The organism is Candidatus Neomarinimicrobiota bacterium, assembly GCA_016784545.1.
In the GTDB taxonomy this organism is placed as follows: domain Bacteria; phylum Fidelibacterota; class UBA8477; order UBA8477; family JABMPR01; genus JABMPR01.
The window spans coordinates 21,578-43,235 of the sequence record JADHUM010000024.1; the positions used below are offsets into that span (position 1 = coordinate 21,578).

The window sequence follows — 21,658 nt, forward strand, 5'->3', positions numbered from 1 at the left end:
CTTTGTTTATAGCGTTTCCGCTTGGAGCAGTTAAAAAAACAAAATTCTGTGCGTGAAAATAAATGGTGAAGACCCAATGCAAAATTATTTCAACGCAATAAATGATAAAAAGGAACGAATATTTTTGACCTTTGTGTTTTGTCAGAGATCAACACGACCTTAGGTTAAGACGCTCTACAGAAGAAGAGCTTTTTAGTCAATACTTTTAAAAGGAGAATTAATGGCCAAGCCAAATTACGCTTTTGCAAAACACCAGAGAGACCTGGCAAAAAAGAAGAAAAAAGAAGAGAAGAAGAAACTTAAAGAAGAAGCAAAGCTACAGCAAAAGCTCGATGGCGAAACGCCAGAGACCACCGAAGAAGAATCTTCAGAAGCGCCCTCAGAAAATTAGACAGGAGTCAATACTCCCAAGATGACATTTCTCCTACCCACACCCAAGACCGGGAAGCGCTAAACCCAGACCGCCCACCCTCTGGCACCCACCCACATGCAAGCATCACCGGACCATAAATCACGGGAAAATCTTCCAGATTCCCATAGAGACTTTATTGAAAATGCAGTCCCCATACTAAAAACGGACCCACGCATCCAAGGGGTTGCAGTTGGCGGGTCCTTTTTGCTGGGCGCCATAGATGAATTTAGCGATCTGGATCTGGTGGTTTATATCGATCCCCAACACTATCAATCCGTCATGACAGAGCGGACCAACATTGTACAGAAGATGGGAGCGCTTCTGGAAAGCTTTACAGGAGAACACGTAGGGGAACCACGCTTGCTCATTTGTCTCTTTGGACCACCCCTGCTTCATGTCGATTTTAAATTTATATCCATGGACGATATTGCAGATAAGGTCGAGAATCCAATGGTCCTGTGGGAGCGAGAGGATTTGATTAGCAGCCAGATCAATCTAACACCGGCCGAATTTCCCCGGCCAGACAAGGAATGGATCGAAAAACGATTTTGGATCTGGGTTCACTATACCGCTACAAAAATTGGTCGCGGAGAGATATTTGAAGCCGTTGAATCAATTGGTTTTATGCGGGCCAATATATTTGGCCCCCTGATTTTGGAGAAAAGTGAAGCCCGCCCACAAGGACTTCGAAAACTGGAATTTCATGCCAGCCAGGAGGAATTAAAAAAACTGAAAAAGACCCTGGCTGTGTATGATGCCAGGGACTGTCTGCGCGCACTCCAGGAGAGCATAGGTCTTTATCGTGATTTGAGAGAAACCCAGGGAAATCAAACACTGGAAAAACAGGTCGTTGATTACCTAAGTCAAATTGAAGCCCAGTTGAGTTAATTTCAGCGCCAAGTGAAAACAAAAGGAACCCACCATGAGTAAAACATACAGAAGCATACTGCTTGCCCTGACCATAATGCTAAGCGCTGGATTTATTTTGCCCCAACCAGTCCAGGCTCACTGTCAGATTCCCTGTGGAATCTATGATGATTATGCCAGGCTTCTATCCATGCTGGAAGATGCAGCCACCGTGGAAAAATCCGTCAACGAGATGATCGAGCTTGCCGGAAAAACAGATGTTCAATCTCAAAATCAGATGGTGCGTTGGGTCATGAACAAGGAAGACCATGCCCAGAAAATTATTGAGACCATCAGCAATTATTTTCTTACCCAGCGGGTGAAGCCGTCTCAAAAAGATTATGATGAGAGGCTGAAACATCACCATGCTGTGATCCTGGCCGCCATGAAAGCCAAACAAAACGCAGACATGGAATCAGCCAAAGCGCTCAAGAAGAGTATCTCTGTCCTGGAAGCCTATTATCCAGAACATAAACACTAAATAGACCGTATGTGCAGCTGGGGTTTAAACACTGCCTGAGATGGATGCGACATGACTAAAAATGACATTCTAAGAAGAATTCGATACATCTATGACTTTAGCGATTCTAAAATGATATCCATTTTTGCCCAGGCTGAGCACAAAGTCACCCGGGCAGAAATCCGTGATTGGCTAAAACGTGAAGAAGATCCGGCCTATAAAGTCTTTTATGATGATGAGCTGGCCGCTTTCCTGAACGGACTCATTATTGAGATGCGTGGTAAAAAAGATGGACCCATACCAAAACCGGAGCAAAAACTGACCAACAATGTGATATTAAAAAAACTTCAGATAGCCCTGAACCTGAAGGGCGAAGAAGTTCTGGATGTGTTGGCTTTAGCAGATTTAAAGGTAAGTAAATATGAGCTAAGCGCTTTTTTCCGCAAACCTGACCACAAGCATTACCGACCCTTGAGAGATCAGATTCTGCGCAATTTTCTCAACGGGATGCAGATAAAATATCGGGAAACTCCAGACCAGTAGGAATAAATCCAATGAGAGGGCGCACAAAAAAAAACAGTGCCCATTCAGCCAGGAGTATAGTCTTGATAGAACGCGCAAAGCTTAACCAGATTATTGAGAAATGTCGACGAGGCTCAAAAACAGACATTGATGATGTTTTGGGGTTGCTCACATCGACTGTAGAATTGACCGTTCGCAAGAATGTCGATTTCTATCTGGGGGGAGTTACAAACCCAGAGGGTCTGGCAAGGCTTGAGCACTAACTATTCCACGGAAGCCAGATACAGAGAAATTACACCACGCTGTTTTTCGCCAGACGAGATGAATGGCCGCTCATCCATCGCGCCTACAAGCTGGGTCTCATCGACTATCAGCAGGCCTATTCAAGATAAACATCCCAGCCCTCTGTTTTTTTTCTTTAGCCAGGGATTGATTATTGCGTAGAATGAATGCGGTGCCATCCGGAAAACCACAAGCTTAATAAACACAAACAAATAGTACTTCTGGCAAATTTCCTGCTTGCAATGGATGGTGACTAAAACTATCATCAATGGTCTGTAACATGAAGTATGAGTTTATTTTGACTGGGGTGAACATGCTATTCAAACAATTAATGATGATAAGTCTAATCCTGAGCACCTTGGTGTTCTCAGATGAGATAAAAACACAACCTGAAATCGGGATTGATGATACCTTTTTGGGGCAAAAAGTTGATCTGGAGTTAAGTTTTTTTGACGAAACCGGTCAATCCATTACCCTGCCAGAAGCCAGTGAGGGCCGACCCACGATTCTGGCCCTGGTCTACTACAATTGCACATCCATATGCAATCCTTTTCTCAACGCCATCGTTGATGTGATTAATCAATCTCCCTCAGCATTTTTACCGGGCGATAAATACAATGTGGTTGCTGTGAGCTTTGATCCCAAAGAAGATCATGAGATTGCCGCCCTTAAGAAGCAATCCTATTTCAATCTTTTTCAGGGCAAAACCAATATTCCAGAATCGTCATTCAGATTTCTAACAGCCGACTCTGCCACCATCCGAACCTTGACACAACAAGTGGGTTTTAAATATGCTCCAGATGAAGCTGAAGGGTTTATGCATGCCTCATCTCTGATCATTTTATCACCAAGCGGTATTATTTCCCGCTATATCCGCGGATTGTCCTTTCTCCCCGTAGAAATCATGGTTTCTGTGACCAATGCCATGGAGGGAAAATGGGCACCCACCGTCAAAAAAATTGTGAAGTTTTGTTTTGCCGAAGAACCTGAAGGCCGGGGCTACTACTTCAATTTCCTGAAAGTTACAGGCGCAATTATACTGTTCTCCATCCTGTTTACCGTTGTGATTCTTTCAGTGCTGCTTAACAGGAAAAAGAAAACCCCAGAACTTGAAACGAAGGGCGCTTAAACATGGAAACGACTCCCCGTCAGAGCTATTTGAATAGCCACACCAGTCCCAAATGGACCAGCGGTTTCATGAGCTGGTTTATGTCTACTGACCATAAGCGCATCGGCATCATGTATGCTGTGGCCATGTTCTCCTTTTTCTTTATCGCAGTATGTCTGGGATTCGTTATGAAACTCCAGAAAATGTACCCCGCTTCTTCGGGTTGGGAGATTATTCCGGCCGAATTGTATGGCAGTTTTTTTACCCTGCATGCCATTATCATGATTTTTCTGTTCATTGTTCCAGGTGCACCAGCAGTTCTTGGTAATTTCTTTCTGCCTCTACAGATAGGAGCCAAAGATGTTGCATTTCCACGTGTCAACCTGCTCTCATTCTGGCTGTATTTGCTCGGCGCAATAATGGCTGTTGTGGGCATTCTTCTTGGAGGGGCCGACACAGGCTGGACATTCACCCCTCCCTACTCTATCAATACAAAAACAATTTCCATCTTTGGGGTTGTGTTTGATTCTATTTCCTGGATGCTCACCGCCGCCTTCATTTTAGGCTGGGGTACCATCCTAACCGGTATCAATTTTATTGTTACCGTTCACAGAATGCGGGCCAAAGGCATGGGCTATTTCAAAATGCCCCTGTTCACCTGGTCCATATATGCCACATCCTGGCTTCAGGTTCTGGCAACTCCCGTCGTGGGAATTACCCTGCTCATGATCGTCATTGAACGCATCATGCCTGTTGGCTTTTTTGACCCATCCAAGGGTGGTGATCCTATTCTGTTTCAGCATCTTTTCTGGATATACTCACATCCGGCGGTCTATATCATGATTCTGCCGTCCATGGGGTTGGTGAGTGAGATTATCCCAACCAATAGCCAGAAACCGATTTTTGGATACAAGAGTATCGCCATCGCATCCTGTAGTATTGCCGGGGTGGGTTATTTACTCTGGGCCCATCACATGTTTACAACTGGGATGTCAGACTTTGCGGCCATTCTGTTTTCATTTCTCACCTTTTTTGTGGCCATTCCAACGGCGATTAAGGTCTTTAACTGGACCGCAACCCTATACAAGGGGTCAATTACCCTGACCCCCGCCATGTTGTTTGCCCTGGCCTTTATCTTCAACTTCAGTATTGGTGGTCTTACTGGAATGTTCCTGGGGTCTCTGTCCACAGACATTCATCTCCATGATACTGATTTTGTTGTGGCTCACTTCCATTACACCATGTTCGGTGGAGCTGCATTTGGACTTATCGGTGGTATTTTCCACTATTTCCCAAAGATGTTCGGGAAAATGTATTCCATGAAATGGGCCAAAACGGCATTCGCATTCATGTTTATTGGTTTTAATGCCCTGTATTTCCCCATGTTGGTATTGGGCTATTTCGGTATGCCCAGACGCTATCACACCTATCCAGACATGCCAATATTTAACAGCCTTCAACTGGCATCAACCATTGGCTCCTGGATTTTGGTCACCGGTGTGATTCTGGTGTTGGCGGTCTGGATCCATGCGCTTCTGAAGGGCAAAAGAACCACTGAAGTCAACCCCTGGAACTCATCAACCCTGGAATGGCAGACAGCGACCCCCCCAACCCTGTTCAATTTTGAAGAAGATGTAGAGATCACTCGGGACCCCTATGACTATGAAGCCTTCTGCGGCGAAGTCAAAGCAGGCACATCTGCAGGAGCGAATCATGTCTGATATAGCACATCCCATTGAGCACCATAGAGATGATGAAGGGACCCGCCTGGGGTTCTGGCTTTTCCTTTATACAGAACTCTTCCTGTTTGCCGCCTTTTTTCTGGTTTATGCCGTATACAGGTCTTCACACCTGGAAGACTTCAAACGGGCAGCCGAAAGCCTGAATACAGGAATCGGCACGGTGAACACCATCATTCTGCTCACCAGCAGTTTGACCATGGTTCTGTCTTTGGATGCCTTAAAAAAGGGTTCCGTAAAGCTGGCCAAGACCCTCTTGTTGGTCACAATCGCTCTGGGAATGGCCTTCCTGGTTATTAAGGGTTTTGAATGGAGTGCTAAATTTGAGCACCATCTGTTTTTACAGACAGCTAGGGGTATTGCCGCCGGTCACGGCTCTCCCCTCCTGACGCCTGGAGAAGAAATGCTCCCGGTTGGGCAGGTCCTTTTCTTTGGGCTCTATTTTATTATGACAGGAACCCATGCCCTGCACATCATTATTGGTGCGATATGGATGTTGATCGTCTTTTTTTGGATATCAAAAGGTTCAATTAACCAGGACAACCATGGTGTTTTAGAACGCTGCGGGCTTTACTGGCATCTCGTTGATGTGATCTGGATTTTTCTCTTTCCACTTTACTATCTGGTAGCTTAGGGGGTATGACAATGAATACTCATGAACAAACTTTAAGTCCACGCATTCCCATCATGGTTTTTGCAGCCCTTATTTTCCTGACCATTGCAACAGTGTTGCTGTCTGGTTTAGATGTGGGCAATACTGGCGCCCTGTTGATCGCCATGGCAGTGGCCTCAATAAAAGCGGCTCTGGTACTCTATTTCTTTATGCACTTGAATCACGAACCCCTGATCTTTAAACTCTTTTTGGGTGTCGCCTTTTTCACCCTCCTCGCCATTTTTGTCCTGACTTTTTCAGACTACAGCTTCCGGGTGATCTAATGAATGTAAACTATAATCCAGCCTCAGTTTTTAATCAGGATGTAGACTTTACCTTCTATCTCATTTTTATGATATCCATTCTCTGTTTGGTGGGTATTACCGGCTTTATGATATTCAGTGTCATTAAATACAGCCGTAAAAACAATCCCACACCTTCAAATCTTGAAGGGCATACAGGCCTTGAGATTGTCTGGACCATCATCCCAACGATATTGGTGATGTTTATTTTTTATTTCGGCATGCAGGGTTTTCTCAAAATGAGAAATGTACCTGAAGACGCCATGGAAATAAAGGTAGACGCCGGCATGTGGTGGTGGAAGTTTACCTACCCCAACGGTCTGGAGCAAAACACAGCCCAGGGTCTTACGGTTCCTGCTGATACGCCAATTTACTTGCCGCTACACTCTGTTGATGTGATCCACTCCTTTTACATCCCGGCCTTTCGAGTGAAAATGGATGTGGTTCCCAAAGCCGCCGGGGCAAAGGACAATTACACCTGGTTTGAAGCCAGCCAGATTGGTGATTTTGATCTGTTCTGCGCTGAATATTGCGGTTTAAACCACGCCCAGATGATTACCAAGGTCCATGTACTTACCAAACCTGATTATCAGGCCTGGCTTGATGAACAATCCGCAGGTTTTATAAAACAGCAGGCCGAAAACCCGGGCCTGGCTTTGATTACATCTAAAGCTTGCTTTGCCTGTCACAGCAGCGACGGCACAAAATTGATAGGACCTTCGTTTAAAGGGCTATACGGTAAGACGGAAGTGGTCGTCACAAATGGCGAAGAACGGGAAATCACTGTGGATGATGCCTATTTGAAGACCTCAATTATGGATCCATCAAAAGATATTGTGAAGGGCTATCAACCCCTCATGCCGCCCTTACCCTTGACAGCCGATGAAGTTCAGGCGATTATTGACCACATAAAGACGTTGTCTGAATAGTGTTTTCAAAAGCAATTTCCAATTGTGTCTTGCTGAGGCTCTCGAAGTATTACACGTTATTGCTGGTCGCCCTTCACAAGAGCAGAATGACACCTTGATACTTGAGCGTGCTACAAGAGCTGTCATCCCGAGCGGAGTCGAGGGATAAATATTTATCCTGACGACCAAAAGACCAAGACCTCTCGACTCCGCTCGAGGAGACGAAAGAAGATCACCATATAAGGACAAGATCGATTTAAGAAAAGCCAAGAAAACATGTTTAAAGCCTACATCCAACTCTTTCGTCTAAAACCCATTCCCATGATTATGCTCATGGTGGTTTTTGCGCATATCAAGCAAAAAGCTGACTAAGTATGTTTAAAGCCTATATTCAACTCTTTCGCCTCAAACCCATTCCCATGATTATGCTCATGGTGGTTTTTGCGCATTTGTATGCCTTAAATGAAACGGGCCTGCCATTTCAGTGGACGTCCCTCATCATTCTGGTTCTCACTACGGGCATGGCCAATGGAGCCACCTTTGCCCTCAATCAATACTATGAGCGTCATGGTGATGCAAAAATGACACGGACCCAGGGTCGGCCTATTCCCTCTGGTCAAATATCCCCCCGGACCGCTCTTATAGCAGGCCTGGTCTTCTTCGCCCTGGGATTAGCGCTACAATATGTATTGATTAATCCCACGACAGCACTGGCTACATTTCTGTGCGGCGGACTTTATGTCTGGACCTACACACCTCTGAAATCGCGCTCAACCATGAGCACTCTGGTTGGATCTTTGCCAGGCGCCCTGCTTCCCTTTATCGGATGGTATTCTGTGACCCAGGGTGTTGACCTGATGATTCTGTGGATGTCCCTCATGATTTTTCTGTGGCAGATCCCTCATACCTTTGTGATTTGCTTCCGCTATAAGGATCAATATCTGGCAGCTGGTGGTAAACAATTGCCTTTTGTAGCAGGAGAAGATGCCTCTTTCCGTCAAAGCCTTTGGTATACCCTGATCAATATCCCCCTGATTTTTGTACCATTTGTCTTTAAGGTTTCCGGACCGATCTATTTGATGATTGCCACCGCCATTACCATGGGAGCCATAGTAATGGTCACCCGATTTTATAGCAATCGTCAGCTAGCCACCGCCAAGCAGTTTTTCCGATACATGTTGATTTATCTGCCCGTATTGTTTGTGAGCATGGCTGCAAACCGTATGGATTTCTGAAAAACCGGGTTACTTCCAGAAGCTAGGGATTGAGTATCTTTTGCATGATGAAATCATGCTCATTTTCTTTTACAACAAGAAAACCCAACCGTTCATATAGAGATTTTGCTGGATTCTTGCGATCTACACTCAAAGAGATAGACAGAAGCCCCCATTTCTGATAATGATTTGATATCGAGTTGATAAGGTCAGTCCCGACTCCTTGATCTCGAAATGCTGGAAAAACCGCAATTCCAATCTCAGGGATATCAGTACCAACAAAGCCATAACCCTCATGGGGCGGCTGGTGAGCTCTGCCCCAGACAGCACCCGTCAATTGCCCATCATTTTCAGCAACCATAGCCAGATCATGGGGAATTGACCCCCAGTTCAGATAATATTTGGCGAGAGCCGGAAGCTCCAGAACAGAGCGTGGATATGGTTTCTTACCCTCTGGAACAAAAAGAGATTCATAGAGCATTTCTTTCAGAAAGCCCGATTCAGAGTGCTGCATTTCCCGAATAATCACGCGACAGGAACGGTCTGCTTTAATTTTCTTCGCTCATTCAGATAAATCAACAAACCCAACACAACAAAGCCATATTCACCAATATAAGCAACCGTTTCGTAACGCCACAATCCCAGTCCAATCGTTTGGCTGCTATCAAAAAAAATGGGCATACCAGTATCTGCAGCATAAAAAGCGGTTTTAGGTGAGGCGATGATATCCAGAAGCGTGTGACTGACTGCCAGAAAGCCCACAATAAGAGCGGTTCTTTGGTTTTTGCTGATCCAGAACACAAAACAACCGGCAAGCACCGACCAGAACACACCCATGACAAGACTGTGAGAATACGGTGAATATGATCCTATATCATCTGTGGGAATTGTTTCAATCCCCAGAGCCCATAAGACAATAAAAATGACTTCAATTAATTCTGCAGCCAGGATGAGCCAGCCCACATTTATTTTTGGAGCGACTCTTTTGGCTGCGAGCCCTACACCAATATGTGCCATTGCTGGCATACATCCCCCTTGTGTTACTAATTAAAAATTAGAGCAGAAAGTAATCCGAACAAGCATCACAATCAGAGAAATATTGAGGGGGAGCATCGAAAAAGCCGGGTCGACTTCAAATCAAAACCACCCATGGGGTAGACTACTTTTTATCTAAATAGCCTTCGACTTCCTTCAGGAATGTGTCGGGGTTGATGGGTTTTTTTATATACCCGGTACACCCCGCGGCCAGGGCTTTTTCCTGATCACCAGGCATGGCGTATGAGGTGATGGCAACGATTGGAACCTGGCTTAACGATTCATCCTTGCGAATTTCACGGGCAACTTCATAACCGTTCATTTTTGGAAGCTGGATATCCAGTAAGATTAGATCGGGCTTCACGGTTTTCGCCAGCTCAACACCCTTGTGACCATCATAAGCCTGATGAACTTCATGATCATTATTTTGAAGTAAAAATGAAATCAGGTACATGTTGTTTTCATTGTCTTCAATAATAAGCGTTCTAATCTTCATCTGATGATTTCTCCGTTTGGAATGGCAAGACAATTGAAAAAGTACTGCCAACGCCGGGTTCACTTGCAACGCTTATGGTGCCACTTAACAACTCAATCAATTTTTTACTGATAGCCAGCCCCAGACCAGAGCCTTCTTTCACACGGTCCAGCCCTGTGTCGATCTGCCGGAAGGTTTCAAAAATGGTTTCCAGGTCCTTCTCGCCAATACCAATTCCCGTATCAATAACATCGATAATTAACTTGTCTTCCTTGTGGTAACAGTTAACAATTATTTCACCGGTTTCGGTAAATTTGATGGCGTTGTTGATCAGGTTAATCAAGACCTGTTCCAGGCGCCTCTTGTCTGTGTACAATTTTGGAAGACCTGACTCGATATTATGCCTTAAACGTAAACCCTTTTTCTCAGCAAAGGGTCGCAGTGAGCTAACCGCCATAACCAGCAATAAATCAATTTTAAAGGCTTCATCATAAACCTGTACACGACCGGATTCGATTTTTGAAATATCCAGGATATCATTAATCAATTCTAATAGGTGTGAAGCACTTCCCTTCACCATACTGAGCTGTTTGGATTGTTCATCTGACAGGGGACCCGCCATGCCCTGCAAGAGGATACCAGTAAATCCGATTATAGAGTTTAATGGGGTTCTCAGCTCATGGGACATTGAGGCTAAGAATGCCGACTTCAGGTGGTCAGACTCTTCTGCTTTTGTTTTGGCAGCCTCCAATTCAACGGTTCTCTCAGCAACCAGCTGTTCTAGATGTTGCTCATGATTGTGTATTTTTTCGAGCATGTCGTTAAAACTGCCCACGAGCATACCAATTTCATCTCGAGAACTCAATTTAACTTTAATAGTATAATCACCAGATTCTTTTATCTGCTTGGCCGTCTCGGCCAACATGCCAATGGAATCCGAGATGGGTCTTTGCATGCGAATAGAGAGCAGGCCAGCCAGAATGATACCAGCAATAAAAAGAAGAAAGGATTGCCAGACGGCCTCAAGAAGCTCCGCGGTTCGATTGCTAGCATCTAATCTTAAGGCTATCCAGCCTACCTTGAGATCATCAAAAAGGATTCTTTTGGTAAGAATAAAATGGCCATCTCCGGCTGTTTCTATCTCAGAAGTCATGACCCCGAACGTATAGTCCGAATTACCGATTCGATCAAAACGGGCGAAAATATCACCGTTGTGGTCATTCACCACAGCATTAAGAACATCTGTCTGGGTCTCCAGGGATTCCAGCACCTCTGTTGCTGCCTCATTATCAAAGAAGAGCAATGCGGAAATACTGTTTGACCCTAAAATCTCTGCCAGGGTTGACATGCGTGAAAAAGCCCGGGTTTCATATTGGTGATACTGGCTAAACAGATAGATACCCACAAAGAAGACCAGAATAAACAGGGTGGTAAAGAGTTGAATAGAGATCAGCTTCAGTTTGATTGACAGATCTTGAAATTTAATCACGGAAAGGGGCTTCCTCTTCACCGACCAATATTGCCAACTTCAAAAGATGTGAACTGGCTTTGAGGTTTGCTGCATGGAGTGCTTTGCGATTGATTTCCAGCTTTATTTTACCTTCTCGCTTAATAAAATTAATAGCGCCATCGCTGGTGGCAAACCCAAGGGATTCCCCGACCAGGAGAATGTTTTGGGGTGGAATATCTGGACGAAGCTTATGAAACGCCTCGGTCTGATCAACAGGAACAAACAGGATGTCACAAACCTCAATTTCCTCAACGGTTTCTACACGTTTAATCGCAATTTCCTGACCATCTGAAGCCCGCTCTTTTGCCAACTGTTTCAGGGGAAGCAGAATATCGTCCAGGCCGTAGACGCCAATGCGAAAGTTTTTCACTGTATCCAGGGTTGTCCAGCTTATGTACTTGGTAAAGTTTATTAAGAAAACAGCTTTCATCCGTGTATCAGGATTCACTCGAATTCTTTGGGCTTGAATAGAAAGCAGCGGCACCAGGAGCAAAATTACGCCGCGTATAAAAAGGGGACGAAAAAAAGAAAACTGTTTAACCATCTGTCTTTAGCACAAGCTCCTCAAATTAAGCATTTAAGCTAAGTAGGGAGCAGCTTGAATCCAAAATAGAAGCGCAATGAATTACCTCGTTGTGATAAAGTTAACTTTGGCCATCCAGGGGAGATTTCTTTCCAGACCATGCCCTTCCATCGGTGTGTCGCCAGGCCTGACATTAAAAGTAATAATAGCAGATATTCAGATTGAAGGCACTTGGAAACAATGCTTTAACAATCCATTTTAATAACGCGATATATACAAAACAGGAGCCTTCATGGAAATCACGCGTCACTTTACAGCCACCACATTTATTGTTCATCAAGGAAAGACCCTGCTCCACCTGCATAGAAGCCTGAAAATGTGGCTGCCCCCCGGTGGGCATATAGACAGAGATGAGCTCCCCCATGTCGCAGCGGTGAGAGAGGTAAAAGAAGAAACGGGTCTCGATGTGGAGCTCATCCACACTGCACCGACCATTCATTCAGAAAATGCCCGGGAAATTCCAGGACCAAGACATCTGCTCCTGGAAAACATCAACCCCTTTCACCAGCACATAGATATGATTTATTTTGCCAGAGCAAAATCCTTCGATGTGACTCCAGATGCAGGAGAATCCATTGAATTGAGATGGTTTGATGAAGAGCAGCTTGATGGGGGTGAGATTGAAAATGATATTCGCCTACTTGGAAAAGAAGCCATTGGCCTACTCTCAAGTACTGGTGATTGAGGTTTTCTTGCTGGTTGGGCTCAATCTCATGGCTGGGATTGTCTGCGCTGCGCTCGGCTTACTTCGTTTCGAATCCCCGCCTGGTATCTTCTGCCAATGAACCAAGACAACACCCAGCACAATTTCAGAGCCTTTGTCTGGCATGCAGCCTGGTTAGGCTTTACCATTACCTTTACAGAGGTGAATACTGTTCTTCCGGGTCTGGTTGTTGAGGTCGGCGGTAGCCAGATCCATGTTGGTATTCTAACAGCCATCATGGTTGGTGCTCCCATGTTGACCCAACTCCTTTTTGCCGGATTCCTCACACCCAAGCCCCGAAAAAAAGCCTTTTTGCTGCTGGGTATCTATTTGAGGGTTGGGGCTCTTCTTGGCGTTGCCTGGACACTTTCTCGATTAACAGGCTTTAGTCCAGGGCACTTAATTTTTCTGGTTTATGCGTGGATGTTGGTGTTTACAACAAGCGGATCCTTCGCCGGAGTATCGTATACTGACATTCTGGGGAAGAGTATTGCTGGAGATCAGCGCAAAAGGTTTTTTGTTCTACGCCAGTTTCTATCAAGCATCGGCGTCCTGATATCAGCCATCATTGCCAGGGAATTACTCAAAAGATTTGCTTATCCCATGAACTATGAAATCCTTTTTATCGCCGCGGCAGGATGTCTGTTTCTTGCCTCTCTGGGGTTTATTGTTCTGCGGGAAAAGGCTGTTGTCAGTCGCTATGAGAGCAGTTCAATTCGCGAAATATTCAGATTTATCCCAGGTTACCTCCGAGAAGATGCCAACCTGAGAAACTTTATTCTGGTCAACAACCTCACCGGTTTCGCTACCACACTGACCCCCTTTTATGTGGTCCTGGCCAGGGACACATATTCATTGACTGCAGACGATATTGGAAATTTCTTACTTATCGGCATCAGTGGTATGGTGTTATCCAATTTTTTATGGTCTCAGATTGTAAAAAAATATTCTTTTAAAGGGGTTATGCTAGTGTGGATAATTATTGGAGCCAGCCTGCCCGCATTGGCGCTAATGCTTTCACTCTGGGCGCCATATGCGCTCTATCAAGCCATCTTCTTTCTTAGTGGTGTGGGCATTTCAGCCCAGCGCATTTCCCAGGGGGGTGTGCTCATAGAAATCTCGGAAAACGATAATCGAGCCCTGTATTCAGGGATCAATGGGGCTTTTAATCTCACCATTGCGCTCTTCCCCCTCATATCAGGATTTGTTATTGTCTGGCTGGGCTATGCTCCGGTCTTTCTCTTGGGATCTATAGCTATGATATCAGCCCTGTTCTTTGTCCGCCGACTAAATTGTGATACTTCAAAGGCATGATACTTCTACAACGAAAATATGGAACAGAACGAAAAAACACGATATTTGAGAATATTATCGACGGGTTGCAATCGGCCAGGACATAAAACATTTAAAGCATTTTGTAAACGTCGTCTACTTCGTTGTAAAACCCTTCAAGTGTGATAAACTTGGAGCATGATAACAATACAACGAATAAGCAGAAATCTACGAACAACCAAACATGTAAAAGGCTTCAAAAATTCGTTTCCTTCGTTTGATTCGTTGTAAAGTGGAGATTATACTAATTCATGATCGAAAAAGCGGAAGCCGTTGTCCTGAAAACCCTGAATCATGGGGATACCAGCAAAATTATCACGCTGTATTCGCGAGAAGTAGGACGCTTGAAGCTCATCGCCAAAGGAGTTCGGTCCCCCAAGAGCAAAGCCATGGGTCTTTTTCAACCAACACGTCATATCCAGGTGATCTATTATGCGAAATCGACCTCTGGTCTGCAATTGTTCAAGTCTGGAGAGTTGGTAGATGGTTTTTTTGGTCTGGAGGAAGATTTTGACCGCCTTACATTAGCCCAGGTCATGGTCGAACTGTTGGACCGTTCTGTGGAAGACGAAGAAAGCCACCCCAGGTTATTCCAGCTTCTGGTAGACAGCTTGTCTCGATTAAGTAATCGCGAGGTTGCTTCAGCCGCGGCTTATTGGTTTTTTCATACACACCTGTTGAGCGAGTTGGGTTTTCGACCCCATGTGGGGCGTTGCTCTATCTGTCGAGAAGCTCTTGATGAAGGGGGTTCACTGGGTCGGGGGAGCTCACAACTGGAATGTGTTAAATGTCATCAACCCGGTCAAGATTCGGTTTTTGTAAGTGGATCAGTACTACAAACGATTCAAGCACTTTCGGATGTTGGATGGGAAGAGGTACAAAAAACGGCCCTTAACTCAAGGGAGAGGCGCACCCTGTGGGATTTTCTCTGGCAGTTTACCTTCCACCACATCGAATCAGCCAGGGGGATGAAAACCCTTAACGTGTTACGCCAACTTTACGGCTAGCTTCGCTATCCGTGGATATCTCAATGTCTAGACAGGAATGATTTTGAAGTGAGGGGTTTAGCTTTTTTTAGCGCTTGAACCGCTACCCAGGAGGGTCGAGATCCATTGGGTCTCTTCAAAACTGGAAAGGGCGATCTTCATGCTCATGGTCAGGGGGACTGACAGGATCATTCCGACTGGACCCAGGACCCACCCCCAGAATAGCAGAGATAAAAACACGATCAGGGTAGAGAGGCCAAGACCTTTTCCCATAAGACGCGGTTCCAGAAAGCTACCGATGCCCATATTAATGGTGAGGTAGCCAAGGGCAACGGCGATAGCAGTCAACGGTCCACTCAGCAGGAGTGCCAGGAGTACGGGCGGAACGGCCGCTATGATAGATCCAATATTGGGGATATAGTTAAAGAGGAACGTTAACAGCCCCCAGAGAATGGCGTAGTTTACACCCCAGATACTAAGCCAGATTGTGGCGATGATACCGGTCCCCAGGCTGGTCCAGGTTTTAATGACCATATAGCGCTTAATATTGTCTAGAAAGAGGCTGGATCGATCGATCCCAGGTGAGTTCGGGTCCACCAGTGCTTTTTCCATTTTGGCCCCAAATGTTGCAGCCTCCAGCAACATGAACACCACCACCAGCAAGATCAAGAAGGTGTCACCCAGAAGATTGCCCAGGCCCGTAAGGAGTCGCGAAGTCATTCGCATGGCAGCGCTTGGATTAAAGAACTCCAGGAAGGTCTCGTCTTCGATCTTGAAGCCCCGGGCTTCAAAAAATGCCAACAGATCATCTGTTTTGGACTGAAGCCCTTTTTGGTATGCTGGCAGAGAACTTGAAAAATCAGTAAGTGAGGACCCCACCAGGATGGCAATGAGAAAGCCTGCTAAAACAATTAGCAAAACGATGATGAGGATGGCCAACCCCGTTGGTATCCCCTTACTTCTCAGCCAGTTGAGCAGGGGGGTAACAATAATGGCGATAAAGAGGGACAAAAGAAAGGGAATGAGGATATCCTGAGCTGCGCGCATCCCGGCGATCACCACCACAAATGACGCCAGAGTAAGCAGAGTACGCTGCACCCGGTTAAACCCTATTGTTACATTTTCAGGCAAGCTGGCAATCCTTACTTTGTTCAATCTTTAACGTCGATCAAGTTAGTTCAATTTATGAGAATGACAGCCTGTTTTGATTATTGAGTCATTTTCCGAATGATTCTGTAGGTTCCGAAAGCGGATAAGATGGAGGCTGAAATGGCAATAAGGGTTCCTATCACCAGGCTAAAGTGTTGATAGGCAAAGTGGGCTGTAAAGGAGTAAACACCAACATTAATCATACCGCTAATCATGAGGGTTTTAGCTACAGCCCGGGAAAACTCGGCACCCCCGGTTCTATAAGTGATAAAGAGGGTCGACATAAAGATCACAGGAAAACTTGAAAAGATTCCACCAATTACCGGTCCAGTCAACCGGCTGATCAGGACAGCCATGGAGATGATAAAGCCACTGACTATCCCGCGGGTCAATATCTGCTGCATTGTATAGGGAACGCGAACCCCGCCCTTGTGGGCAATATGCATGACATGTTCTGTGATGTAGTAGGCCGCCGCCAACGAGATAGACCAGACAAGAAAAGAGACGAGAGCGCTTTCAACACCGAGCCAGACAATCAAACCAATAATGATAAACCATAGAAACAGGGCTGTCAGCAGGGCTTGAACCAATCCTGCGTGCACACGAGCTAAATAGACCAGGATAAAGAATCCGTTTACACCCATAACCAGAGGAATCATGACCGCTGCTCGTGAGGCGGTTTCTGTAGACTGAGATAAACCGATAAAGAGCAGGGCTACGACGATGGTGGATGGCAAACCCCCAATAAAGCCACCAACTTTACTTCCAAAGCGCTCCGCAATCACCGTCACAGAAGTGATCCATACTGACCCCACCAGAAAACTGAGGGCCAATTTTATCAGAAAGGATTGATCGAGGGTTGCCATGGTACAGATTAATGAAGAAGTGCAAAGGAAGAAGAAAAAACAGAGTGAGAGTGAAGCGGAAAGGGAGCGCGGCTTTTTGATTTAAACAGCTTGTGGGTGGGCTATAGAACAATAGTGTAAAAAAAGAAAGATGGAAGAAACCACGACTTGCTACCAAGTTTCAAGTTTCAAGTTTCCCTCAATAGCTTATAATGGATCAATGCTCCAATACATCCTAAATCGCTTCGCACAACTTGTGCCAGTCATTCTTGGCATCATTCTATTGACATTTATACTAATGTATATAGTCCCTGGCGATCCTGTGCTGTCCATGGTGGGTGAGCGTTATGAAGAGGAAACACTGGAACGCCTGAGAGAGCAATTTCACCTTAACGATCCCCTCTGGAAGCAGTTTGGTCACTATCTCTGGGGTTTGCTACACGGTGATCTCGGTGTTTCCTTTATCTCCCAAAAGCCAGTGACTGAAATGATCATGGAGCGTTTTCCTGCCACCATGCTTCTTGCTTCAGGAGCCATGTTTGTTTCCATTTTTCTTGGAATTTCTGTGGGCGTGCTCTCAGCCATAAAACCACACTCCTGGTTGGATCGAACAACCATGGGGATAGCGCTACTTGGGGTCTCTGCCCCCGTTTTCTGGGTGGGATTACTTATGGTGATTGGTGCCAGGGCTGTGGGGTGGCCCTATCTCACAGGTTATGGGTGTTTGCCCTATCTCATTTTGCCCGCCATTACACTGGGAACCCGTAGTGCAGCATTTCTCGCCCGCGTCACCAGGGCAAATATGCTTGAAGTCCTCTCTCAAGATTATGTTCGAACGGCCAAGGCCAAAGGCCTGTCCAATTTTATCGTCGTCGTTAAGCATGCCCTGAAAAACACACTGATTCCTGTCATCACCATCATTGGTGTGGACTTTGGATCCTATCTGTCTGGAGCTGTTTTAACTGAATCTATTTTTAACTGGCCAGGTATAGGCCGCCTTGCCCTCAATGCCATTTTAAAACGTGATTTCCCTGTCATCCAGGGAGCTGTCCTGGTCACAGCGCTCATTTTTGTCACCGCCAATTTTATTGTGGATATCCTGTATGGCATTATTGATCCGCGCATACGATTGGGGGGTAAGAAATGATCTGGGTGCTCGACCAAGCCGGGATTCGAATCCCGGCCTCGATGAGCCATAAATTTGGGGTTCTTCATGCGCGGTAGTATCACCTCAGAAACCATCAAGCAGGTCCGCAAGAACAAGGTTGCGCTGTTCGGTCTTTTCCTGGTGGTCATGCTGGTTTTTGTCGGTGTCTTCGCCCCCTGGGTGGCACCATATGATCCTTATAACGCCGACTTGGATATCAGCCTGCATCCGCCGTCATCACAACACTGGTTAGGGACTGATGAAGAAGGCCGAGATGTCCTTTCCCGTATAATTTTTGGTGCACGCATTTCCCTGAAAGTCGGTATTATTGCCAGCTCTATTTCGCTATTAATAGGAGCTATCCTGGGCTTGATCGCCGGATTTTTTCGTGGCTGGACCGAAACCATTATCATGCGCTTTACCGATGTCATGTTTGGGTTTCCGGCCCTGCTGTTTATGATCGGAATTACTGCTGCAGTACCACGATCCAGTATTGAAGTAGCCATGCTGGCTATTGGATTGGTGAGTTGGCCGGGGATGGCCAGGATTATGCGCTCCCAAGTACTGACCATCGTCGAGCAGGAATATGTGACTGCAGCTCGATCCCTGGGATATTCACAAATACGGATCATCATGCGCCATGTATTGCCCAACAGTCTGGCCCCGGTGATTGTGGCTTTTACCATGAGTATCGCCGGAGCCGTCATGGCTGAAGCATCTTTATCATTTATTGGTCTGGGAGCTCAACCACCAGAACCCAGCTGGGGCTCCATGATAGCATTTGGAAGAATGCATCTCAGGGGGGAGTGGTGGATCTCCGTTTTTCCTGGTATGGCAATAGCTGTCATGGTCATTGGCTTCAACCTTTTTGGCGAAGGACTCCGAGATGCCCTGGATCCCACCATGCGGGGGCGGGGAAATCAATAAAACAATTAGGGGCGATAAACATGTTTATTGGTAGACTTCTTTTAATGGGATTGGTCGTTTTGGGTATGACGGCTTGTACTACGTTTATGCCAGGAACTGAATCAGCAGAAAAAAGGCTGGGCAAGAGTCTGGTGGACAAAGGGGTGGTTGTCTATAACTCCGACCCATATGACATTACCATTGTGGGGTTTACAGGTAATTTTGAGATTCTTTATGAACCCGAGACACCGCTGACCCTGAAACAGGCTGGCGAGAAACACGAATATCGTTACATGATTAACGGGTCATACTTTCATGCTTCCAGAGAACATGCAGGATGGTTATCCCTTTTCGGAACGCAACACGCTTCTTTGCTGGATGATAAACAGCTTAGCCATATGGCAGTCTTCGACCCCGCTCTGGGGTACATTGACTTCCCCAGTCTTGACCTGTGGGACACCACCATGACCAGCAAGGCCACAGTAGAATTTCAGACCGGACCCCTGGTTGTGGAGGCAAACACAATCGATACGCTTTCCATCAATGGGGCCATCAACGGGAAGAGTGCCCACCTCAGAACCCTCCTGGCATATACAGAGGAAGATGATATGAGGTACTTCATTATTGCCCGCAGGATCGGTTCTCTGGAAAAAATGGGAGAACATCTCTTGTCATTGCCCCTCTTTAAAGGAAAGGCCCTCTGGGTCGTGAACCTTGACGGAGGCTCATCCACAGCTCTCTATTCCCGAGATTATCCAGAATTGAATTTTAATATCAACCGCCCGCTGCCAATTCTGTTGGGTCTTAAGTAAGTGATCAGACAGGCTTGCTACACAATACATATGTAGGGCGAAAACCCTCTGGTAGATCTCTTTTTCTAGGAAAACGGTGGAGAACAAAGATGCGAACCGCATCCTTGTTACATCTTCTAAACATCTCTCTGTTTTGGTGCTTCATGATATTTGCTGTTGATTTTGGACCCAAACTGGGTCTTGTCTTCATTAGTGATGTTGAGTTATTTGGCTGGCAACCAGACCTGCCGAAAGCAAAAAAGATAACCACCCCTCAAGGACGAAAACATCGTGTAGTCATTGCCTTAAGGGAGGATAGTCGCCTCTATGTGGAAAAAATAGACACCCCTTGTGACAATTTGCGGGAGGAACTCCTGACCATCATGTTTTATAATCCAGATTGCTATGCTGCTCTATACATCGACAAGGACATTGCAATGGAGCCTGTTAAAGAGGTGTTAGCTACACTTGTAGACCTGGGTATCAGGAAAGTATTTTTCCACACGTATGCGGATCTCAGCCCCCAGGTAAGTCACCGCGAGCCCACAGGGCGCGGCGATCTCTAACCACATGCTGAGGAGGATATTCGAGATTGCTTCACCTCACCGAGACAGCGTGATTAAAATCTTAAATTATCAATGTTAAATAAAAAACCCCCTGACCCTCACCTGACGTCATAGCCTATACTATGTTGTGATAAAGGAAAGAGATTCTCAAATGAGTAAGCAGTACAGTGTAAAACAGGTGGCAGATCTATCAGGCATTACGGTGCGAACCCTCCACCATTATGACAAAACCGGCTTACTCAAACTGACCAGTCGGTCTGAGAAAAAACACCACTACTATGATGAAAACAGCCTGCTCCGCCTGCAGCAAATTCTCTTTTATAGAGAGCTGGATTTTTCCCTGGAGCAATCCAGGGCTATCTTGGATGACCCCGAATTTGATTTTATCAAAGCACTGCAAAGCCACCGAGAATCACTGGTCCAGAAACATAAACGCATGAACCAGTTGACCCAGACTGTGGATCAAACATTGGAAAAAATTGAAGGAGACCGCACCATGGTTCTCAAAGACGAAGACCTCTACAAAGGTTTTGACCAGGAAAAAATCGATCTTTGGAATAAAGAGGTCGATGAAAAATATGATCCAGAGAAAGTGGCTGAGTCCAGACGCAGTGTGGGCAAAATGTCACAGGACCAGTTCAATGATATTCAGAAAGAGGGAGATCAGGTCACCCTGGCGATTTCCGAATTGATTGACAGGGAGGCTGGCAGACCAGAAGTCCAGGGTCTCATTAAAGAGCACCATGCCTGGATTGAAAACTTCTATCCCTGTCCCCCCGAAATGTATAAGGGGCTGGGACAGCTTTATATTGAGAATCCGGAGTTCACCGCTTTCTATGAAAAGGTTAAGCCTGGCTTGGCAGTCTTTATGTGTGAAGCCATGGGCTATTTTGCGGACCACGCCCTAAAAGACTAATCCATTTATCCAGTTGCAGGTTCGTTACATATAACGAACCTGCAAACCCAAAATTATACCAAACCCCATTTATTTATCACCAACCAATATTTGTTATCAGCAACAGACCACACCATTTTGGTGATATTATTTATCCTGATTTCTAATACCTTGAAAAGGATAAACTACTTGTCATTATTTTGACTCGAATGTATCATGCTGGCCGTTAT

At 45.7% G+C, this 21,658-nt stretch carries 26 protein-coding genes; 19 read left to right on the forward strand and 7 right to left on the reverse strand.

Features of this window, described 5'->3' with window-relative positions; translation table 11 throughout:
* The first annotated feature begins 220 nt into the window (after window positions 1-220).
* From ISR87_06985 to cyoE, 11 genes are all read left to right on the forward strand, one after another.
* A complete protein-coding gene (locus ISR87_06985) occupies window positions 221-391 on the forward strand; it encodes a hypothetical protein (GenBank protein MBL7025187.1) in 171 nt (56 codons plus the stop codon).
* A gap of 96 nt (window positions 392-487) precedes the next feature.
* Entirely contained in the window at window positions 488-1,300 is an 813-nt protein-coding gene (locus ISR87_06990; protein MBL7025188.1) for a nucleotidyltransferase domain-containing protein, read from the forward strand.
* A gap of 34 nt (window positions 1,301-1,334) precedes the next feature.
* The gene (locus ISR87_06995; GenBank protein MBL7025189.1) at window positions 1,335-1,799 is read left to right on the forward strand and encodes a superoxide dismutase, Ni; all 465 of its coding nucleotides are present in this window, start codon (window positions 1,335-1,337) and stop codon (window positions 1,797-1,799) included.
* A 51-nt stretch (window positions 1,800-1,850) separates the two neighbouring features.
* The gene (locus tag ISR87_07000; protein MBL7025190.1) at window positions 1,851-2,321 is read left to right on the forward strand and encodes a DUF1456 family protein; all 471 of its coding nucleotides are present in this window, start codon (window positions 1,851-1,853) and stop codon (window positions 2,319-2,321) included.
* Between the two features lie 62 nt (window positions 2,322-2,383).
* A complete protein-coding gene (locus tag ISR87_07005) occupies window positions 2,384-2,563 on the forward strand; it encodes a hypothetical protein (protein ID MBL7025191.1) in 180 nt (59 codons plus the stop codon).
* 332 nt (window positions 2,564-2,895) lie between these two features.
* Window positions 2,896-3,711 carry an SCO family protein gene (locus ISR87_07010; GenBank protein ID MBL7025192.1) on the forward strand — a complete coding sequence of 272 codons (816 nt, stop codon included), beginning with the start codon at window positions 2,896-2,898 and terminating at the stop codon, window positions 3,709-3,711.
* Window positions 3,712-3,713: 2 nt separating this feature from the next.
* Complete coding sequence (locus ISR87_07015) at window positions 3,714-5,411, forward strand: cbb3-type cytochrome c oxidase subunit I (protein MBL7025193.1); 1,698 nt, start codon at window positions 3,714-3,716, stop codon at window positions 5,409-5,411.
* Window positions 5,404-6,063, forward strand: coding sequence for a cytochrome c oxidase subunit 3 (locus ISR87_07020; protein MBL7025194.1), 660 nt, complete (start codon window positions 5,404-5,406; stop codon window positions 6,061-6,063). The genes ISR87_07015 and ISR87_07020 overlap by 8 nt, the downstream gene beginning before the upstream one ends.
* A gap of 11 nt (window positions 6,064-6,074) precedes the next feature.
* A complete protein-coding gene (locus tag ISR87_07025; GenBank protein ID MBL7025195.1) occupies window positions 6,075-6,365 on the forward strand; it encodes a cytochrome C oxidase subunit IV family protein in 291 nt (96 codons plus the stop codon).
* Complete coding sequence (coxB, locus tag ISR87_07030) at window positions 6,365-7,312, forward strand: cytochrome c oxidase subunit II (protein ID MBL7025196.1); 948 nt, start codon at window positions 6,365-6,367, stop codon at window positions 7,310-7,312. Before ISR87_07025 ends, coxB begins: the two co-directional genes overlap by 1 nt.
* Before the next feature lie 353 nt (window positions 7,313-7,665).
* Entirely contained in the window at window positions 7,666-8,526 is an 861-nt protein-coding gene (gene cyoE, locus ISR87_07035) for a protoheme IX farnesyltransferase (GenBank protein ID MBL7025197.1), read from the forward strand.
* 22 nt (window positions 8,527-8,548) lie between these two features.
* Here cyoE and ISR87_07040 read toward each other — a convergent pair whose 3' ends face one another.
* The 5 genes from ISR87_07040 to ISR87_07060 all read right to left on the reverse strand — a co-directional run bounded on the left by ISR87_07040 (window position 8,549) and on the right by ISR87_07060 (window position 11,973).
* Window positions 8,549-9,019, reverse strand: a complete 471-nt coding sequence (locus ISR87_07040; GenBank protein MBL7025198.1) for a GNAT family N-acetyltransferase — start codon at window positions 9,017-9,019, stop codon at window positions 8,549-8,551.
* A gap of 11 nt (window positions 9,020-9,030) precedes the next feature.
* Window positions 9,031-9,531: a hypothetical protein gene (locus ISR87_07045; protein ID MBL7025199.1), complete on the reverse strand. Its 501-nt coding sequence runs from the start codon at window positions 9,529-9,531 to the stop codon at window positions 9,031-9,033.
* A gap of 133 nt (window positions 9,532-9,664) precedes the next feature.
* A complete protein-coding gene (locus tag ISR87_07050; GenBank protein ID MBL7025200.1) occupies window positions 9,665-10,036 on the reverse strand; it encodes a response regulator in 372 nt (123 codons plus the stop codon).
* The gene (locus tag ISR87_07055) at window positions 10,026-11,504 is read right to left on the reverse strand and encodes a HAMP domain-containing protein (protein MBL7025201.1); all 1,479 of its coding nucleotides are present in this window, start codon (window positions 11,502-11,504) and stop codon (window positions 10,026-10,028) included. Before ISR87_07055 ends, ISR87_07050 begins: the two co-directional genes overlap by 11 nt.
* Window positions 11,497-11,973, reverse strand: a complete 477-nt coding sequence (locus ISR87_07060) for a YfiR family protein (protein ID MBL7025202.1) — start codon at window positions 11,971-11,973, stop codon at window positions 11,497-11,499. Before ISR87_07060 ends, ISR87_07055 begins: the two co-directional genes overlap by 8 nt.
* Window positions 11,974-12,340: 367 nt before the next feature.
* On the opposite strand from ISR87_07060, the gene ISR87_07065 reads away from it, so the two are divergent.
* The 3 genes from ISR87_07065 (at window position 12,341) to recO (ending at window position 15,150) form a co-directional block, all read left to right on the forward strand.
* A complete protein-coding gene (locus tag ISR87_07065; protein ID MBL7025203.1) occupies window positions 12,341-12,793 on the forward strand; it encodes an NUDIX domain-containing protein in 453 nt (150 codons plus the stop codon).
* Window positions 12,794-12,889: 96 nt separating this feature from the next.
* Complete coding sequence (locus tag ISR87_07070; protein MBL7025204.1) at window positions 12,890-14,125, forward strand: MFS transporter; 1,236 nt, start codon at window positions 12,890-12,892, stop codon at window positions 14,123-14,125.
* Between the two features lie 269 nt (window positions 14,126-14,394).
* Window positions 14,395-15,150: a DNA repair protein RecO gene (recO, locus tag ISR87_07075; GenBank protein ID MBL7025205.1), complete on the forward strand. Its 756-nt coding sequence runs from the start codon at window positions 14,395-14,397 to the stop codon at window positions 15,148-15,150.
* A gap of 57 nt (window positions 15,151-15,207) precedes the next feature.
* Here recO and ISR87_07080 read toward each other — a convergent pair whose 3' ends face one another.
* Together ISR87_07080 and ISR87_07085 are read right to left on the reverse strand one after the other, a co-directional pair.
* Window positions 15,208-16,176 (reverse strand): AI-2E family transporter, encoded by a 969-nt coding sequence (locus ISR87_07080; protein ID MBL7025206.1) that lies wholly within the window; start codon window positions 16,174-16,176, stop codon window positions 15,208-15,210.
* A 161-nt stretch (window positions 16,177-16,337) separates the two neighbouring features.
* Window positions 16,338-17,144, reverse strand: coding sequence for a hypothetical protein (locus ISR87_07085; protein MBL7025207.1), 807 nt, complete (start codon window positions 17,142-17,144; stop codon window positions 16,338-16,340).
* Between the two features lie 199 nt (window positions 17,145-17,343).
* Between ISR87_07085 and ISR87_07090 the strand changes: the two genes are divergently transcribed.
* The 5 genes from ISR87_07090 (at window position 17,344) to ISR87_07110 (ending at window position 21,449) form a co-directional block, all read left to right on the forward strand.
* Window positions 17,344-18,270, forward strand: coding sequence for an ABC transporter permease (locus tag ISR87_07090; protein MBL7025208.1), 927 nt, complete (start codon window positions 17,344-17,346; stop codon window positions 18,268-18,270).
* Window positions 18,271-18,336: 66 nt separating this feature from the next.
* Window positions 18,337-19,197, forward strand: a complete 861-nt coding sequence (locus ISR87_07095; protein MBL7025209.1) for an ABC transporter permease — start codon at window positions 18,337-18,339, stop codon at window positions 19,195-19,197.
* Between the two features lie 20 nt (window positions 19,198-19,217).
* Complete coding sequence (locus tag ISR87_07100; GenBank protein ID MBL7025210.1) at window positions 19,218-19,988, forward strand: phosphodiester glycosidase family protein; 771 nt, start codon at window positions 19,218-19,220, stop codon at window positions 19,986-19,988.
* Window positions 19,989-20,131: 143 nt separating this feature from the next.
* On the forward strand, window positions 20,132-20,533 hold the full coding sequence (locus tag ISR87_07105; GenBank protein MBL7025211.1) for a biopolymer transporter ExbD: 402 nt from the start codon (window positions 20,132-20,134) through the stop codon (window positions 20,531-20,533).
* Between the two features lie 151 nt (window positions 20,534-20,684).
* Window positions 20,685-21,449 carry a MerR family transcriptional regulator gene (locus ISR87_07110; GenBank protein MBL7025212.1) on the forward strand — a complete coding sequence of 255 codons (765 nt, stop codon included), beginning with the start codon at window positions 20,685-20,687 and terminating at the stop codon, window positions 21,447-21,449.
* Window positions 21,450-21,658 lie beyond the last annotated feature (209 nt).